This window comes from Pseudomonas sp. TWI628, assembly GCF_039673865.1.
Classification (GTDB): Bacteria; Pseudomonadota; Gammaproteobacteria; order Pseudomonadales; family Pseudomonadaceae; genus Aquipseudomonas.
This window is the reverse complement of the sequence record NZ_JBDJMM010000029.1, coordinates 1-16,363: the sequence shown is the minus strand read 5'-3', so window position 1 is coordinate 16,363 and position 16,363 is coordinate 1. Positions and strand designations below refer to the sequence as shown.

The following is a 16,363-nucleotide window of genomic DNA, read 5'->3' as shown; positions in this document are numbered from 1 at the left end:
GTGGATGACTGACTTTTCCGGCCTGCCTTTGGTGATCGAAGCCGCAGACCTGCTGCCGCGCCTGGGTTCACGCCAGCTGATCCTGGTCGACCTGAGCAGCGCCAACCGCTATGTCAGCGGGCATATCCCCGGCGCCCGCTTCGTCGAGGGCAAGCGCACCCAGCTTGGCCAGCCTCCGGCACCCGGCCTGCTGCCGGCCCTGGGCGATCTGGAAAAGCTGTTCAGCGAACTGGGCCACCGTGACGATGCCGTCTACGTGGTGTACGACGATGAAGGCGGCGGCTGGGCCGGGCGCTTCATCTGGCTGCTCGATGTCATCGGCCATACGCGCTACCACTATCTCAATGGCGGTATCCAGGCCTGGCCGGCAGACAAGCTCACCACCGACGTGCCCTTGCCTGGCAAGGACCCCGTGCACCTGCAACTGCACGACGAACCGACTGCCACGCGCGAATACCTGCAAAGCCGCCTGGGCGCCGACGACCTGGTGGTCTGGGATGCCCGCGGCCCGCAGGAATTCAACGGCGAAAAAGTCCTGGCTGCCAAAGCCGGGCACATTCCCGGCGCCGTCAACTTCGAGTGGACGGCCGGCATGGACCTCAACGACCATCTGCGCATCCGCAAGGACATCGCTGAAGTCCTGCAACAATTGGGCATCACCCCGGACAAGGAAGTGATCACCCACTGCCAGACCCACCGCCGCTCCGGTTTCACCTACCTGGTGGCCAAATCCCTCGGCTACCCACGCATCAAGGCTTATGCCGGTTCGTGGAGCGAATGGGGCAACCACCCGGACACGCCTGTCGAAGTTCAAGGACAATCAACTCAATGAAATCCCGTCTGTTCATCCTCAGCCAGTACCTGCTGCCGCACCACTTGCTGTCGCGCCTGGCTGGCTGTGTCGCCGAGTGCCGTGCGCGCTGGTTCAAGAACGCCTTCACCGCCTGGTTCGCCAAGCGTTACCAGGTGAACATGAACGAAGCGCTGGTCGAAGACCTCACCGCCTACGAGCACTTCAACGCCTTCTTCACCCGCGCCCTCAAGCCAGGTGCACGCCCGCTGGACGAAACCCCGGGCGCAATCCTCTGCCCGGCCGATGGTGCCGTCAGCCAGCTGGGCCCGATCGAACACGGTCGTATCTTCCAGGCCAAGGGCCACAGCTTCAGCGCGCTTGAGTTGCTCGGTGGTGATCCGGCACTGGCCGCGCCATTCATGGGCGGCGAGTTCGCCACCATCTACCTGTCGCCGAAGGACTACCACCGCGTGCACATGCCGCTGGCCGGTACCCTGCGTGAGATGGTCTACGTGCCGGGCCGTCTGTTCTCGGTCAACCAGACCACTGCCGAGAACGTTCCGGAGCTGTTTGCCCGCAACGAGCGTGTGGTGTGCCTGTTCGATACCGAGCGCGGGCCGATGGCCGTGGTGCTGGTCGGTGCAATGATCGTCGCCTCGATCGAGACTGTCTGGGCCGGCCTGGTCACGCCACCGAAACGTGAACTGAAGACTTTCCGTTACGACGAAAGCAGCCGTGCACCGATTCACCTGGAGAAAGGTGCCGAGCTGGGCCGCTTCAAGCTGGGCTCGACCGCCATCGTGCTGTTTGGGCCAGAGCAAGTGAAATGGGCCCAGACCCTCGGCGCAGCTTCGGCTGTGCGCATGGGCGAACTGCTGGCGACCCCTGCCCAGGCTTGAGCCTGGCCACAAAAAAAGGCCCTGCATGAGCATGCAGGGCCTTTTTTTTAACCTTGGATCAGCCGCGGGCGTCGCGGTCGCGCAGGCCCAGCAGGTACAGCACGCCATCCAGCCCCAGGGTGGAAATCGCCTGCTTGGCCGACTGGCGCACCAGCGGCTTGGCGCGGAAGGCCACGCCCAGGCCGGCCAGCGACAGCATCGGCAGGTCGTTGGCGCCATCGCCCACGGCGATGGTCTGCTCCAGTTGCAGGCCTTCTTCACTGGCCAGATGTTGCAGCAAATCAGCCTTGCGCTGGGCATCGACGATCGGCTCTACGGCCACGCCGGTCACCTTGCCATCGACCACTTCCAGTTCGTTGGCAAACACGTAATCGATGCCCAGGCGCGCCTGCACCTGCTTGGCGAAATACGAGAAACCACCGGACAGGATCGCCGTCTTGTAGCCCAGACGCTTGAGCTCGGCGAACAGGTTCTCGGCACCTTCGGTCAGGCGCAGGGAAGCACCGATTTCGTCGAGTACGCCGACATCCAGGCCCTTGAGCAGTGCCATGCGTTCCTTGAAGCTGGCGCGGAAGTCCAGCTCGCCGCGCATGGCCCGCTCGGTGATCGCGGCAACCTGCTCGCCCACACCCGCTGCCTTGGCCAGTTCGTCGATGACTTCCGCCTCGATCAGGGTCGAGTCCATGTCGAATACCGCCAGGCGGCGGTTGCGGCGGAACAGGTCGTCCTTCTGGAACGCAATGTCGATGTTCAGCTCTTCAGACAACGCGAAGAAGTCAGCACGCAGCGCCTGGGCGTCGCTCGGTACGCCACGCACGGAAATTTCCAACGCCGCCTTGCCCTTTTCGCTCGATGCGCCCAGGGCAACCCGCGCCGACAGGCGTTCGATACGTTCGATGGTCAGGCCATACTGGCTGATGACTGCGCTGACGCGTTGCAGTTGCTCGGGGGTGATCTTGCGGCTGAGCAGGGTCGCGATATGTCGCGCTTCGCCCTGGGCATCGGCCCAATGCTGGTAATCGGCCTCGGAGATCGGCGTGTAACGCGCTTGCAGGTTCAGCTCGTGGGCCTTGGACTGCACGCTCTGCAGCAGGCTGGTAGCCACTTCGTTATCCGGGATATCGACCAGGATGCCGAACGACAGGGTGCCGTGCATGACCGCCAGGCCGATGTCGAGGATGTTCACACCGCCCTGGAGCAGGACGCCGGTAATGGCGGCGGTAAGACCCGGGCGGTCCTCACCGGTGATGTTGATCAGAACGATTTCGCGCACAACCTGGCTCCGACTTCGATGAAAAATGCGCATTCTACCGATTTTCCATGACCATCGGGCGCCAACTCTACTTTGCCGACAAAACACTGCTCGCTATACTGCCCAACACTTTTATGCCATTAAGAGCCGAGCTCTGTGAACCGGCCCACGCCCGTCAAAACCGACAACTTCTTCATCATGATCTTCCGAGCCCTGCGCCAACGTCGCGTGCCCCTGGCATTGCGCATCGCCACCACCAACATTTTCCTGGTGGCGCTGGCGTTGGTGATCTATGCCTGCGTGATGGGCCTGCAGTTCAAGCAGGCCATGCACGAGCAGGCCGACGCCCTCGGCCAGAGCCTGACCACCCAGACCGCCACCTCGGCCACCGAGCTGCTGGTGTCCAACGACATCCTCAGCCTCAACGTGCTGCTGGGCAACCTGGTGAAAAACCCGCTGGTGGCCCATGCGGCCATCTACAGCGTGGATAACCGCATCCTCGCCGAGGCAGGCCAGCGCCCGCGCAACAGCCTGCTGGGCGAGGCCGAAGGCCTGTACCAGACCAAGATCACGTTCCAGGACGTGACCGCCGGTCAGCTGCGCATCAGCCTGGACATGAGTCAGTTCCAGCAGCCGATGCTGATCAGCCTGCAGAGCATGGGCATCCTCGCCGCCATCCTGCTGGCCCTGGCGCTGAGCCTGAGCCTGCGCCAAGGCCGCCACATCACCCTGCCGCTGCTGCAGCTGCGGGTGTGGCTGCGTGACCCGCACCCTTACACCCCGGCCATCGACCGTCAGGACGAGATCGGCGACATCGCCCGCCAGCTGCACGCCCGCTTGGCACCGCCACCTCCGCCCGAGCCGGAACCGGAGGAAGAAGAGGACGAACACGAGTTCGATGACCTGCACGACGAGGCCCCGGCCAAGCCCGCACAGCGCGCCAAGGCCGTGGTCCAGGCGGACGAGGACGACGACGCTGCCTTCGCTGGGTTGCTGGACGACGAGGAACAACCCGCGGCCAAACCTGCCGTGGTCGAGTCCGACGAGCCGCAGAACACCGCGGTACTGGCCGTGCAACTGGGCTCCCAGGAACAACTGCGTCGCCTGCCGCGCACGCGCCTGACCGAGCTGCTGGAGCGCTATCGTGGTTGCCTGGAACAGGCTGCTTCGCTGTATGAAGGCGATATCCACACGCTCAACGATGGCAGCACCCTGGTGCTGTTCCACAGCCGCGACTGCGGTGAGGACTACCTGACCAACGCCATTTGCTGCGGTGAGCTGCTGCGCGCGCTGGGCCATGCCCTGCAGATCGAAGTGGCCGACAGCGGCATCACCCTGCAACTGCAACTGGGCCTGGCCCTGGGCGATGACCTGCAAGGGCTGGAGCAGGTCGACCTGCTGATGGCCGAAAAGGCCCAGGACGCGCTGGCACTGTCGCAGCACAGCCGCAACCTGCTGCTGGTGGAGCGTCAGATCAGTGATGACGAACTGATCCGCAAGCGCGCCCGCATCCGTCCGATCGCCAGCCCTGAAGGGGCTTGCTGTGTGGAGCGGTTGATGGAGCCTTACCCGTCGATGCTGGAGCGCCAGTTGGCGCGGATGCACGAGCGCCGGGCCTGATTTCACATCCTTGGGGCTGCTTTGCCGCCCCAGCCATTTCAGAGACCCACAAAAAAGCCCGCGAATGTGCGGGCTTTTTTGTGGGTGGCGGCTCGATCAGAAGCGATAGACTTCCATATCGGTACGAATCGGCGAAGCCATCGGGATCTTCGACTTCTCCGGCTCTTTCTTCACCTGTACCGGTGCTGCCTGCTTCTTCGGCGCCTCTTCGGCAACCGCAGGCTGATTGGCCAGCGGCTTGACCGCCGAGCTCAACTGTTCGGCCAGCTTCTGCAGCAACTGCCCCTGGGCCTGAACCTGGGACGACTCGCTGCCCTCGTGGGGCTGCTCGAGATGAACGATGCGGTTGTCACGCACATGGCCACGACGGTCGAGCAGGCGCCATTGCGCATCGAGAATCGCTGGCTGGTTCTTGCCCGAATCCAGGCGAGTGATCGACAGCAGCACCTGCACGTCCGGGGTGAAGCCAGTGCTGGCCGGGGCCAGCACCACGCGCTGGCTGTCCAGGCGCCAGGCCAGCTGACGCACCAGCAATTGATCGATGTCCGCCGACAGGCTACCCGCCCAACGACCGTCGGTCGCCGAACTCAGGCTGCCATCGGCCTGACGCTGCAAGAAGGTTTCGCGCTGCAGGTAATCGGCTACCGACACCGGGCCGAGTACCACGGCCATGCCCGCACTCTGTGAAGGCTGGCCAGGATCACCGCTGTCGAGTTGGTACAGGGCAACCGGCTGATGCATGCTGCACCCGCTCAGTCCCAGCAAACCCGTCATCAACAGCGCAAATGGAAGGCGCAGGAGTTTCATTCAACCCATCCAGGCGGTCGCCACCAGGCAAACCGCAGTGATACTGATAGAGATTCAATCGGGCACACGGCCACGCCGGCACCACAGGGGCACTATCATCCGCGAAATAGCGGCCCGACTCCAGCATTTCTGCCTGGAACGGCGCTGAAATTGCCGTTCCAGACATTTCGTCGGATTATGCCGGCCCTTCCACCTGCAGGCTGTCGACCCGCTGGAAGCCGCGGGGCAGCTTGCTGCCACGGCGGCCACGTTCGCCCTTGTAGTGCTCCAGGTCGTCTGGCTTAAGAGAGAGGGTACGCTTGCCGGCCTGCAATACAAGGGTTGCACCCTCGGCAATCACCGCCAGATCGGTGACAAATTCTTCACGACTGGCGACCCGATCACCGGGCACACCGATGATCTTGTTGCCCTTGCCTTTGCCCAGCTGTGGCAGGTCGGAAACCTTGAACACCAGCAGGCGACCTTCTGTGGTCACCGCTGCCAGCCAGTCCTGTTCACGATTGGCCACCGGGCGCGGCGTCATGACTTTGGCACCGTTAGGCAGGCTGAGCAGCCCTTTGCCAGCCTTGTTCTTCGCCTGCAGGTCTTCACCCTTGACCACGAAGCCGTAGCCGGCGTCCGAGGCCACCACGTACAGCGCTTCATCGTCTGGCAGCAGCACGCACTCGAACGTTGCCCCTGGCGGCGGCGTCAGGCGGCCAGTCAGCGGTTCGCCCTGGCCCCGCGCCGATGGCAGGGTATGCGCGGCCACCGAATAACTGCGCCCGGTGGAGTCGATCAACACGGCGAACTGGTTGGAACGCCCGGCAGCGGCGGCCTTGAAGCCGTCGCCGGCCTTGTAGGACAGGCCGGTGGCGTCGATGTCGTGGCCCTTGGCGCAGCGCACCCAGCCCTTCTCCGACAACACCACGGTGACCGGCTCAGTCGGCATCAGCTCGTTTTCTGACAGGGCCTTGGCTTCGGCGCGCTCGACGATTGGCGAGCGGCGGTCGTCGCCATAGGTTTCGGCGTCCTTGATCAGTTCGCTGCGCACCAGCTTGCGCAGCTTGGCGTCGCTGCCCAGCAGGGCCTGCAGCTTGGCCTGTTCCTTGAGCAGTTCGTCCTGCTCGCCGCGAATCTTCATCTCTTCCAGGCGCGCCAGCTGACGCAGGCGGGTCTCGAGGATGTAGTCGGCCTGGATCTCGGTCAGCTGGAAGCGCTCGATCAGGGCCTGCTTGGGGTGCTCTTCGGTGCGGATGATGTGGATCACTTCATCCAGGTTGAGGAACGCGGTGAGCAAGCCTTCCAACAGGTGCAGGCGCTTCTCGACCTTGTCCAGGCGGTGCTGCAGGCGGCGGCGGACGGTATGGGTGCGGAACTCCAGCCACTCCAGCAGCAATGCACGCAGGTTCTTCAGCTGCGGGCGACCGTCGAGGCCGATGATGTTGACGTTGACCCGGTAGCTGCTTTCCAGGTCAGTGGTGGCGAACAGGTGCTGCATCAGTTCATCGGCATCGACGCGGTTGGAACGCGGGATGATGACGATGCGGCATGGATTCTCGTGGTCCGACTCGTCACGCAGGTCGGCGACCATCGGCAGCTTCTTGGCCTGCATCTGCGCGGCGATCTGCTCCAGCACCTTGGCCCCGGAGACCTGATGCGGCAGCGCGGTGACGACAACGTCGCCGTCCTCGACGCGGTACACGGCGCGCATGCGGATCGAGCCACGGCCGCTTTCGTAGATCTTCTGGATTTCCGCACGCGGCGTGATGATTTCGGCCTCGGTCGGGTAGTCCGGGCCCTGGATGTGCTCGCACAACTGCTCGATGGTGGCCTTGGGCTCGTCGAGCAGGCGCACGCAGGCGCTGGCCACTTCACGCAGGTTGTGTGGCGGCACGTCGGTGGCCATGCCCACGGCGATACCGGTGGTGCCGTTGAGCAGGATGTTCGGCAGGCGCGCCGGCAGGACCGCAGGTTCCTCCAGGGTGCCGTCGAAGTTCGGCACCCAGTCGACGGTGCCCTGGCCCACTTCACTGAGCAGCACTTCCGAGTAGCGCGACAGGCGTGCCTCGGTGTAACGCATGGCGGCGAACGACTTCGGATCGTCCGGGGCACCCCAGTTGCCCTGGCCGTCGACCAGGGTATAGCGGTAGCTGAACGGCTGCGCCATCAGCACCATGGCTTCGTAGCAGGCCGAATCGCCGTGGGGGTGGAACTTGCCGAGCACGTCGCCGACGGTACGGGCAGACTTCTTGTGCTTGGCGTCGGCATTGAGCCCCAACTCGCTCATGGCATAGACGATGCGTCGCTGCACCGGCTTCAGGCCGTCGCCGATGTGCGGCAAGGCCCGGTCCATGATCACGTACATGGAATAGTTGAGGTAGGCCTGTTCGGTGAAGTCAGCCAGCGAGCGGCGTTCGACGCCGTCCAGGCTGAGTTCCAGTGAGTCGCTCATGCGGGCCTCGTCATTTCAGGTTCTGGCGCAACAGCATGGTGCCGCCGCGCTGGGTAAATTCAAGTTGTTTCAGGGCGCTCATGCCCAGCAGCACGGTCTGCCCGTCCAGGCCTGGCACCACCAGGGCGCGCACGTTCTGCAGGTGGATATCGCCCAACTGCAGGGTATCCAGCCGGGTGCGGTAGCCTTCGGTGCGGCCGTTGGCGGTGCTCAGCATCACCGAACTGCCGTGCTGCAGGTTCAGGTCCTTGGCCAGTGACTCCGGGATCGCCACGTCGGTGGCGCCGGTGTCGAGCATGAAATGCACCACTTGGCCGTTGATCGCGCCGTCCAGCACGAAGTGCCCCTGGCCATTGCTCAGCAGGCTCAATTCGATGAAACCGTCACCATGCGACGACTGCACCTGCGCATTCGGGTTGCGCTCGTGGTTTTCCCAGTGCCCAAAGTAACGCGTGGCAAGGAACAGCCCTGCCACCCAGGCCACCATCATCAGTAGCTTGCCGGCGCGTTTGCCCGGTGGCTGGCTCATGGCGTGGCGCTCCAGCCGCCCTGCGGCGCGTCGAAGCGCCAGACGATCGGCCGGCTTTCGCCATCGGCACGATCACCGTTGTTGTTGTCCAGGCCGATCCAGGCGCCCTTGGCATCGATCACCAGCGCTTCGGCCAGGCCGTACGGCTGGTCGTAGCGGCGCTGCGGCACCAGTGCCTCGGCGGCGAATGACCAGCATTGCTCGACGTTGCCGCTCGTGGCATCACGCCGGCACACGCGGTAGGCATTGCGCTCGAGGGTGAACAACTTGCCCTCGAACCAGGCGAGGTCGGCGAAGTCGCGCGACAGCGCCCGGGGGTTGGGCATCTGAGGCGGCTGCATCTCGACCCCGGCTTCGCTCAGCAACACGCAGCTGCGTCCGCAAGTCCATACCGACTGCTGGCGCTCGATGGCCACCAGGCCGCGCCGTTCGCGCTCGGCCGCCAGCCACAGGCGGTCACCTTGCGGATTGATGGCCAGGCCCTCGAACAGGGCATTGAAGTTGAGCAGCATGCCGCTGGCACGGGCCTGACGCACCATCGCCGGGTCGATCTTCAACCACTCGGGCTCACCCTCGGCAGGTAGCTGCAGCACTGCCGCATGGGCCTCGCTGACCAGGTAGAGGTTACCCGCCTGGTCACAGGTGATGCCTTCGTAGTCCAGCTCGCCACCGCGCACGTAGGACGCCGCCCAGTTACGCGACTTCAACCCCCACGGCAGGCCACTCTCGGGCACCGGCGGTGGCGTAAAGGTCAGCGGCTGCGCGCGCCAGGCGGCGTTCTGCTGGTCGAAGCGGTAAATGCGATCGTCATCACGGTCGGAAACACCCCATAGCCCGCCCCGGCATTCGGCCAGGCCGGACAGGTTGCCGCCGCGCATGCCATCGATCGGATGCTCGGAGGCCAGCTTCAATTCCGGCCAGTTGCCCGCCAGGCTCGGCAAGGCAACCAGCGCCAGGCATGCTGCAAGCAACAGACGAATCAAACCATGACCTCAGCCAGGTTCCCCTTGGTTTCCAGCCAGCTCTTGCGATCACTTGCGCGCTTCTTGGCCAACAGCTTGTCCATCAGCTCGCAGGTGGCTTCGACATCTTCCAGGGTCAACTGCACCAGGCGCCGGGTGTTCGGGTCCATGGTGGTTTCGCGCAGCTGCGGCGGGTTCATTTCACCCAGGCCCTTGAATCGGGTGACCTGCGGCTTGCCGCGCTTCTTCTCGGCCACCAGGCGGTCGAGGATGCCGTCACGCTCGGCTTCGTCGAGGGCGTAGTAGATTTCCTTGCCCAGGTCGATGCGGTACAGCGGCGGCATGGCAACGTAGACATGGCCGGCTTCGACCAACGGGCGGAAGTGCTGAACGAACAGTGCGCAGAGCAAGGTGGCGATGTGCAAACCGTCGGAGTCGGCGTCGGCGAGGATGCAGATCTTGCCGTAGCGCAGTTGCGACAGGTCGGCCGCACCCGGGTCGACACCGATGGCCACGGCGATGTTGTGCACCTCCTGGCTGGCCAGGACTTCACCGCCATCCACTTCCCAGGTGTTGAGGATCTTGCCGCGCAGCGGCAGGATGGCCTGGAATTCCTTGTCACGGGCCTGCTTGGCCGAACCACCGGCGGAGTCACCCTCGACCAGGAACAGTTCGGCGCGCATTGGGTCCTGCCCGGCGCAGTCGGCCAGTTTGCCAGGCAACGCCGGGCCCTGGGTGATGCGCTTGCGCTCGACCTTCTTGCTCGCCTTGAGGCGACGGCCGGCGTTGCTGATGGCCAGTTCCGCCAGCTGCATGCCCAGCTCGGGGTGGGCGTTGAGCCACAGGCTGAAGGCATCCTTGACCACGCCCGAAACGAACGCTGCCGCCTCGCGGGACGACAGGCGCTCCTTGGTCTGGCCGGAGAACTGGGGTTCCTGCATCTTCATCGAGAGGACGAAGGTGATGCGCTCCCAGACGTCTTCCGGCGCCAGCTTGACGCCGCGCGGCAACAGGTTGCGGAACTCGCAGAATTCCCGCATGGCATCGAGCAGGCCCTGGCGCAGGCCGTTGACGTGGGTACCGCCCTGGGCCGTGGGAATCAGGTTGACGTAGCTTTCCTGAACGCTGTCTCCGCCTTCGGGCAGCCACAGCAGGGCCCAGTCGACGGCTTCCTTGTTACCCGCCAGGCTGCCGCAGAACGGCTCGTCGGGCAGACGCAGGAACTCGCTGACCGAGTCGACCAGGTAGGAACGCAAGCCATCTTCGTAGTGCCACTCGACCTTCTCGCCGCTGGCCTTGTCCTCGAAGCTGACCAGCAGGCCCGGGCACAGTACGGCCTTGGCCTTGAGCACGTGCTTGAGGCGGCTGATGGAGAACTTCGGCGAATCGAAATACTTCGGGTCCGGGCTGAAGTAGACGCTGGTACCGGTGTTGCGCTTGCCGACCGTGCCAACCACTTCCAGCTCGCTGGCCTTGAAGCCATCGGCAAAGGTCATCTGGTACTCGTTGCCGTCACGTTTGACGCGCACGCGCACCTGGGTCGACAGGGCGTTGACCACCGAAATACCCACGCCGTGCAGGCCGCCGGAGAACTGGTAGTTCTTGTTGGAGAACTTGCCGCCGGCGTGCAGCTTGGTGAGGATCAGCTCGACACCCGACACGCCCTCTTCAGGATGGATATCCACCGGCATGCCACGGCCATCGTCGCTGACTTCCAGCGAATGATCGGCGTGGAGGATGACCTGCACCGAGCGGGCATGGCCGGCCAGGGCTTCGTCGACGCTGTTGTCGATGACTTCCTGGGCCAGGTGGTTAGGCCGGCTGGTATCGGTGTACATACCTGGGCGTTTACGCACCGGGTCGAGGCCGGAGAGGACTTCGATGGCGTCTGCGTTATAGGCGCTAGCGCTGGGATTGGCCATGGATTCTCGTCGTCAGTCTGGTGAATGCAAAAAGATCAAAATACAGAAAAATCGAGCGCCGCATACTGCTGCCGGGCAATACCGGCAAAGGCCAGCAGGCCAGGCAGCTGCTCGGCAAAGCCCTGGAAGCTGTGGTCGCCACCGGCCTGGATGCGCAGGGCGCAAGCCCGGTAATAGTGCTCGGCGTGGCGGTAGTCCAGGGTTTCATCGGCGGTCTGCAGCCACACTTGATAGCGGCATGGGTCGGTCGGCGCCGGCACTTCCAGTTCGGCCAGGGCCTGCACATGGTCCAGGGTCAATTCCCACGTCTCGCCAGTGTAGTGGTTGCGCTGGGAACCCAGATAACCGTCGAAGCGCTTGTGCGGGGTGACTGCCGGGTTGACCAGCAGGGCTTTCAGCCCATGGCGCTCGGCCAGATGGGTGGCATAGTAGCCGCCGAGCGAACTGCCGACCAGCAGGGGCGCGCCAAGCTCGGCGATGGCCGCTTCGAGCTGGACCATGGCTTGACGTGGATGGTGGTGCAAGTCCGGGACGCGCAACTGCTGCGACAGGCCGATTTGCTGCATGACTGCCACGAGCTGGCGTGCCTTGGTGGAAAGCGGCGAGCTGTTGAAGCCATGGATATAGAGGATGGAACCCGACATGCTGCCCCCGGAATCTGTGGCTTTGCACCCGATCGAGTGGGCGCAGGGACGCGCAGTGTAGCGCGTTAGCCGGGTTTTGGCGCCGGATGGCCAATTTCGCAACAATTTCTTCAAAGAGCCGGGCTGCGCAGCAGCCCCGGTATCTTCAATATCCCGCGCTATTGAAGTCGAGCGTCACTTCAAAATCAGCGGCCCGCTCTACCCCAGTCTCCAGCTGCCCATCGGCATGCAGGCGCAACCAGCGATATCCCGGCTGCTCATCGCTGACCTTGAAGTCCTCGCTGCCCGCTGCGAACTGGATGCAGGTCGACGGCGTGGCCAGCAGGCGCAAACCCTCGCGCAGCTCATCCCACTCCTGGTGAATGTGCCCCCAGAGCAACGCCTTCACCTGTGGATAACCACGCAACCGCTGCAACAGTTCATCGGCATTGCGTAGGCCGATCGGGGCGATCCAGGCGCAGCCGATATCCACCGGCTGATGATGGCAGCACACCAGGCAATGGCGCGCGCCGGCCGAGGCCAGGGCGTCATCGAGCGCCGACAGCTGGTCCCGCTCGAGCAGCCCATGGGTAGCACCCGGTACCGCCGTGTTGAGCATGACCACGCGCCAGCTTCCGATGTCGGTCACCGACTGCACCAGCTCTGGTGCAACTTCAACCATGACCTTGGCTTCATCATGGTTGCCCGGCAACCAGCGGGTCAGCACAGGCATTTCCCGGGTCACCTGACGGAAGGCTTCATAAGACGCGACACTGCCATCCTGGGACAGATCGCCGGTGCATAGCAGCAAGTCGACACGCGGCTGCTCACGACCGACCTGAGCCACCACATGGCGCAGGCTGTCACGGGTATTGAGGCCCAGCAAGGTGCCCGCCGGATCGGCGAACAGGTGGGCGTCGGTCAGTTGCACCACATGCACGGGCGCAGGGGAAGGGTCTGGGTGCGGCAACGGCCGTCTCCTCGAACGGGTACTGCACGAATTATGGCGCTGGAACGGCTGCGAGCAAACACTCGAAACCGACCCAGGTCACAATTCAGCGCACACTTGCCAGTTCATGGCCGCAGGCCAGGCAATGGCTGAGCCATTCGCCGAGGAACAGATTGAGCTGCGCCTTCTCGTCCGGCTGATGCATGGCTTCGTTGGGGTACGGGTAGATGCTGCGCAGGCGGCGGGTATGCTCGGCGCTGATCACTTCGGCCATGCGCGCATCGTGATACACCTGCACCTCCAGGTGCGGCACCGGCAGCCAGGGCAGGCTGTGCTCCTGGCGCACCCGCAAGGTGGTGGTGTACGGGCAGGCCAGCAGCACATCGAGCACCAGCACGCCCAGCATCTGGTCGCCCTGGGTCATGCCGATGCGCCGCGAACTCTGGGTGGTGCGCATATCGGGCAGCAGGCGCATGAGCCGGGCATAGTTGGCCTCGCAGGCTGCTTGCAGCCCGGCCAGATCGACCCGATATCGCTCACGCAAGAGATTCACTTCCACATACCTCGAATTTCATCTTTGTTCAGCGCCAGCCACTGCAGGCTGATGATGGTCGCCGCGTTGCAGATTTGACCATCGCGCACTGCCTGCATTGCATCGTCGAACGACCACACGCGCACACGGATGTCCTCGCCCTCTTCTTCCAGGCCATGCAGGCCACCCGCGCCTTCACTGCTGCAGCGGCCGAGGTACAGGTGCACGTACTCGTCACTGCCGCCGGGCGAAGGGAAGTAGCGGGTAATCGGCCACAAGGCCCCTATGCTCAGCCCGGCTTCTTCCTCGGCTTCACGATGCGCGACGTTTTCCAGCTCTTCTTCCCTGTCGATCAGCCCGGCGACCATCTCGATCAGCCAAGGGTTGTCGATTTTGCCCACGGCACCGACACGGAACTGCTCGATCAATACCACCTCATCACGCAGTGGGTCATACGGCAGCACACAGACCGCATCGTGACGCACGAACAGCTCACGGCTGATCTCACGGCTCATGCCACCCGCGAACAGTTCATGGCGCAGCTGCACCTTGTCGAGCTTGTAGAAGCCCTTGAAGCAGTTGGCCCGCTTGACGATCTCGACCGCCTTGGGCACCGAATTCAACGTGTCTGACATGGAAACCCTCATGACCTCAATTACCGCATCGCGCCATCCTACTCTGCACGGTTGCCCGTTTCACCCCTTTCCGGCAACCGTTCGCGCACTCGGGACAGCACGTCTTCACTCTGTTAGCTTAGTGGCGAACTGAAGGCCGCGCAGACGGTCAAAGGCCGACTTTTCCCTGTTCTGCAAGGATCACCATGACACTTGTCAAACTGACTTCCGTGGCCGTGCTGGCACTCGCTCTGGGCGCCTGCCAGAGCCTGTTCGCACCCAATTACCGGACCCCGCTGGAGGTCAAGCGTGATGCCTGGGAGCACGTCAAGCCCGGCTGCAGCGCCAGCGACTGCCCGCTGGTGAACATCGACACCGTGCACTTCCCGGCCCAGCCCAAGCTCGATGCCATCGTCGAAAAACGCCTGCTGCAGCTGACCGAAGACAATCAGCATGGCACCGCGCCAAGCACCCTACAGGCCTACGAGCAGCAATACCTGGCCACTGCCGACAAACGCAACAGCAGCTACCTGCAAGCCAAGGTACGCGAGCAGCATGACGGGCTGGTGATCATCGAGCTGTCCAGCTACCTCGACAGCGGCGGCGCCCACGGCATGCCGGGGCGCGGCTTCATCAACTACTCGCGCAAGCAGGACAAGGTACTGACCCTGCAAGACATGCTGCTGCCCGGCCAGGAGGAGACCTTCTGGAAGACCGTGGAGGCGTCGCACCATGCCTGGCTGATCAGCGTGGGCATGGACAAGGACGCCGAGTTCGTCAAGACCTGGCCCTTCAAGCGCTCGCCGCACATCGCCCTGACCTACGGCGCGCTGGTGGTGAAGTACGAGGTCTACGCCATTGCGCCCTACTCCATGGGCCACGTGGAACTGAAGATCCCTTACCCACGCCTGAACGGCGTGCTCAAGCCTGAGCTGTTTCCCGGCCGCGGCTGAAACTCAGCAGGCCATGCAGCCCACCTGCCAGCAGCAGTGCTGGCAGGGTAGCCCCCAGCTCCGGCGCCTTGGCGGCGATCACATGATAGGCCGCCACACCCACCACCCAGGCCAGCAGCGCCTGCCAGTGCAAGCCACCGATCTGTGCCGGCAGGCGACGGCGGCGGATCACGTAGTGGTCCATCAGCACCACGCCGAACAGCGGTGCGAACACCGATCCGATCAGCAACAGGAAGTTTTCGTACTGGGCCAAAGGCGCCAGCAAGGCGATCAGGGTGCATAGCACACCAATGGCCAAGGCCAGGTGCTCGACCTTCAGTGGCAACAGCACGCCAGTGGAAACGGCAGCCGAGTGGATATCGGCAAAGGCCTTTTCCGACTCGTCCAGCAGGATCAACAGCAGTGGGATGCCCATGCCAGCGCCCGCGAGGGCCAGCAGCAGCGCATTGACCTCGCCACTGGCGGCAAACGCCAGGGTGTAGGCCACGCCCAGGCTCATCAGCCAGGTATTGCCGATGAAGTAGCCCAGGACGGTTCCGCCGAATACATGCTTGCCGTTACGGGCGAAACGCGAGTAGTCGGCGATCAGCGGCAACCATGACAACGGCATGGCGATGGCGATATCGAAGCCCACCGCCAACGACATCGAACCGTCCCCGGCGCGGTTCCACAGCTCAGCCAGGTCGGCCTTGGCGAACAGGTTCCAGGTCAGCCACAGGCACGCGCCCAGCAGCAGCCAGATCCCCCAGGCACGCAGCACCTTGCGCACGAACGCCAACGGGCCGCTGACCGCCAGCAGGGTGGCCAGGCCACCGAAGCACAGCGTCCAGAGCATCGGGCTGTTCCAGGCACTGTCTTCGCCGAACGCCCGTGCACCCAGCAGGCTGGCAGCATCGCGCATGACGATGATCTCGAATGCGCCCCAGCCCACCAGTTGCAGCAGGTTGAGCAGTGCCGGCAAGCGCGCGCCATGGCTACCCAGGCTCAGCTTCAGGGTACCCATGGCCGACAGGCCGGTATCACTGCCGATGACCCCGGCAGCGCCGAGCAGCAGCACGCCGACACCGGTGCCAAGGGCGATGGCCAGGACCGCGCCGGCCAGGCCAAGGCCAGGGGCCAGCATGGCGCCAACCTGCAGGACCATCAGGCCGATGCCGAGGGAGAACCACAACGAAAACAGGTCACGGGCGCCGAAAATGCGCTGGTGGGTGGGGACCGGGTGGCCGGGGGAAAATGGGCTGGTGGTGGTCATGCTGATGTGCGCTCGCCAGAAAATAGGGTTGAAACCAATCGCCGGCAAGCCGGCTCCCACAGGGCCCGCACTGCCTTCAAGGTCAGCGCCGTGCCTGTGGGAGCCGGCTTGCCGGCGATGCGGTGCGCCTCGCGCCACGCCCAGTGTGTGTAATTACACCATGTGGGTCAGCAGGCTGCCATCCTGGCGGTACCGCGCGGCCGGCGCGCGCATGCCGTGCTC

15 protein-coding genes are annotated in these 16,363 nt (G+C 64.0%); 4 read left to right on the top strand and 11 right to left on the bottom strand.

What is annotated here, in order from left to right; genetic code table 11:
• Positions 1–4: 4 nt before the first annotated feature.
• The gene (locus ABE528_RS21155; protein WP_346653990.1) at positions 5–832 is read left to right on the top strand and encodes a rhodanese-like domain-containing protein; all 828 of its coding nucleotides are present in this window, start codon (positions 5–7) and stop codon (positions 830–832) included.
• A complete protein-coding gene (gene asd / locus ABE528_RS21150) occupies positions 829–1,692 on the top strand; it encodes an archaetidylserine decarboxylase (protein WP_346653989.1) in 864 nt (287 codons plus the stop codon). The genes ABE528_RS21155 and asd overlap by 4 nt, the downstream gene beginning before the upstream one ends.
• A gap of 58 nt (positions 1,693–1,750) precedes the next feature.
• Here asd and serB read toward each other — a convergent pair whose 3' ends face one another.
• Entirely contained in the window at positions 1,751–2,965 is a 1,215-nt protein-coding gene (gene serB, locus ABE528_RS21145; protein ID WP_346653988.1) for a phosphoserine phosphatase SerB, read from the bottom strand.
• 135 nt (positions 2,966–3,100) lie between these two features.
• Between serB and ABE528_RS21140 the strand changes: the two genes are divergently transcribed.
• Entirely contained in the window at positions 3,101–4,564 is a 1,464-nt protein-coding gene (locus tag ABE528_RS21140; RefSeq protein ID WP_346653987.1) for an AhpA/YtjB family protein, read from the top strand.
• Between the two features lie 96 nt (positions 4,565–4,660).
• Here ABE528_RS21140 and ABE528_RS21135 read toward each other — a convergent pair whose 3' ends face one another.
• The 9 genes from ABE528_RS21135 to ABE528_RS21095 all read right to left on the bottom strand — a co-directional run bounded on the left by ABE528_RS21135 (position 4,661) and on the right by ABE528_RS21095 (position 13,957).
• Positions 4,661–5,371: an ABC-type transport auxiliary lipoprotein family protein gene (locus tag ABE528_RS21135; protein ID WP_346653986.1), complete on the bottom strand. Its 711-nt coding sequence runs from the start codon at positions 5,369–5,371 to the stop codon at positions 4,661–4,663.
• A 175-nt stretch (positions 5,372–5,546) separates the two neighbouring features.
• Complete coding sequence (gene parC / locus ABE528_RS21130) at positions 5,547–7,805, bottom strand: DNA topoisomerase IV subunit A (protein ID WP_346653985.1); 2,259 nt, start codon at positions 7,803–7,805, stop codon at positions 5,547–5,549.
• A 10-nt stretch (positions 7,806–7,815) separates the two neighbouring features.
• Positions 7,816–8,334, bottom strand: coding sequence for a TIGR02281 family clan AA aspartic protease (locus ABE528_RS21125; protein ID WP_346653984.1), 519 nt, complete (start codon positions 8,332–8,334; stop codon positions 7,816–7,818).
• On the bottom strand, positions 8,331–9,317 hold the full coding sequence (locus ABE528_RS21120) for an esterase-like activity of phytase family protein (RefSeq protein ID WP_346653983.1): 987 nt from the start codon (positions 9,315–9,317) through the stop codon (positions 8,331–8,333). The genes ABE528_RS21125 and ABE528_RS21120 overlap by 4 nt, the downstream gene beginning before the upstream one ends.
• Positions 9,314–11,218, bottom strand: coding sequence for a DNA topoisomerase IV subunit B (gene parE / locus ABE528_RS21115; protein ID WP_152958556.1), 1,905 nt, complete (start codon positions 11,216–11,218; stop codon positions 9,314–9,316). The genes ABE528_RS21120 and parE overlap by 4 nt, the downstream gene beginning before the upstream one ends.
• 35 nt (positions 11,219–11,253) lie before the next feature.
• On the bottom strand, positions 11,254–11,862 hold the full coding sequence (locus ABE528_RS21110) for a YqiA/YcfP family alpha/beta fold hydrolase (protein ID WP_346653982.1): 609 nt from the start codon (positions 11,860–11,862) through the stop codon (positions 11,254–11,256).
• Between the two features lie 145 nt (positions 11,863–12,007).
• On the bottom strand, positions 12,008–12,811 hold the full coding sequence (gene cpdA / locus ABE528_RS21105; RefSeq protein ID WP_346653981.1) for a 3',5'-cyclic-AMP phosphodiesterase: 804 nt from the start codon (positions 12,809–12,811) through the stop codon (positions 12,008–12,010).
• 85 nt (positions 12,812–12,896) lie between these two features.
• Positions 12,897–13,349, bottom strand: a complete 453-nt coding sequence (locus ABE528_RS21100) for a DUF1249 domain-containing protein (protein WP_054887887.1) — start codon at positions 13,347–13,349, stop codon at positions 12,897–12,899.
• Positions 13,340–13,957 carry an NUDIX domain-containing protein gene (locus tag ABE528_RS21095; RefSeq protein WP_152958561.1) on the bottom strand — a complete coding sequence of 206 codons (618 nt, stop codon included), beginning with the start codon at positions 13,955–13,957 and terminating at the stop codon, positions 13,340–13,342. Before ABE528_RS21095 ends, ABE528_RS21100 begins: the two co-directional genes overlap by 10 nt.
• 185 nt (positions 13,958–14,142) lie before the next feature.
• Between ABE528_RS21095 and ABE528_RS21090 the strand changes: the two genes are divergently transcribed.
• Positions 14,143–14,889, top strand: coding sequence for an RsiV family protein (locus ABE528_RS21090; protein ID WP_346653980.1), 747 nt, complete (start codon positions 14,143–14,145; stop codon positions 14,887–14,889).
• Here the strand turns inward: ABE528_RS21090 and cytX are convergent.
• Positions 14,858–16,141, bottom strand: coding sequence for a putative hydroxymethylpyrimidine transporter CytX (cytX, locus tag ABE528_RS21085; protein WP_346653979.1), 1,284 nt, complete (start codon positions 16,139–16,141; stop codon positions 14,858–14,860). The two genes, ABE528_RS21090 and cytX, sit on opposite strands and share 32 nt — an antisense overlap.
• Positions 16,142–16,363 lie beyond the last annotated feature (222 nt).